The 1,210-nt window shown below is 75.5% G+C and carries 1 protein-coding gene; it reads left to right on the top strand.

Annotation, left to right across the window (positions count from 1 at the left end; translation table 11 throughout):
* The first annotated feature begins 47 nt into the window (after positions 1-47).
* Entirely contained in the window at positions 48-1,049 is a 1,002-nt protein-coding gene (locus tag HGA02_RS19815) for a DNA topoisomerase IB (protein WP_168681123.1), read from the top strand.
* The last annotated feature ends 161 nt before the right edge of the window (positions 1,050-1,210 follow it).

Raw genomic sequence — 1,210 nt, 5'->3', positions numbered from 1 at the left:
CGGCCGCTCGCCGCGCGGGACGCGCGCCGCCGGGTGACACTCCCGGCATGGCTCGCCTCCGCCGCGTCCGCATCGACGCCCCCGGCTGGACCCGCCGCCGCGCGGGCAAGGGGTTCGTCTACCTCGACGTGCAGCGCGTGCGCATCACGGAGGACGAGCACCTCGAGCGGATCACGGGGCTCGCGATCCCGCCCGCGTGGCGCGACGTGTGGATCAGCCCGTGGCCCAACGGCCACATCCAGGCGGCCGGTCTCGACGACGCGGAACGCCGCCAGTACCTGTACCACGCGCAGTGGCGGCTGCGGCGCGACCGGCTCAAGCACGACCACGTGCTCGACGTCGCCCGCCGGCTTCCGACGGCACGCAAGCACGTCGAGCGCGACCTCGAGCTGCCGGGCATGCCGAAGCAGAAGGCGCTCGCGCTCGCGTTCCGGCTGCTCGACCTCGCGTACCTGCGGGTCGGGGGCGAGGGCTACGCCGCGAAGCACGGCTCGTACGGCCTCGCGACGCTCCGCAAGGACCACGTCCGCGTCCTGCCGCCCGAGCCCGGCTCCGACGAGGGACGCGTGCACCTGCACTTCCCCGCGAAGTCGGGCCAGGTGCGGGACACGGTCGTCGAGGACGACGTGGTCGCGACGCTCGTGCGGACGCTCGTGCGGCGGCGCGACGACATGGAGGACCTGCTCGCGTGGCAGGACGACGACGGCGGATGGCACGACGTGACGAGCGCCGACGTCGGCCAGTACGTCAAGCTGCGGCTCGGCGACGACGCGTCGGCGAAGGACTTCCGGACGTGGCACGCGACGGTGCTCGCGGCGCGCGGGCTCGCGGCCGTCGGGCCGGCCCCGCGCAGCGACCGTGCGCGCCGCAAGGTCGTCACGCAGGTCGTCAAGGACGTCGCCGAGGAGCTGGGCAACACGCCCGCGGTGTGCCGGGCGTCGTACATCGACCCGCGCGTCGTCGACCTGTGGGAGCGCGGCGAGACGATCCGGCCCACGCGGTCCCAGCGCGTCGCCGAGCGCGAGACGCTGCGGATGCTGTCGTCGTGACCGCCACGGCTCCCCGCACGCCCGTCCGCGTCCCGTCCGACGTGCGGGGCGACCGCACCCCACGGAGACTTCCCGGATGACCCCCAGCGCCGCAGGACCGCCTCCCGCCCCGCCGTCGGACGGCGCGATCGTGGCCGACGCGCCGGGCGCGGACGACGCCG

Source organism: Cellulomonas septica (assembly GCF_012396155.1).
Classification (GTDB): Bacteria; Actinomycetota; Actinomycetes; order Actinomycetales; family Cellulomonadaceae; genus Cellulomonas; species Cellulomonas septica.
This window is presented reverse-complemented; position numbering and strand designations above follow the sequence as displayed.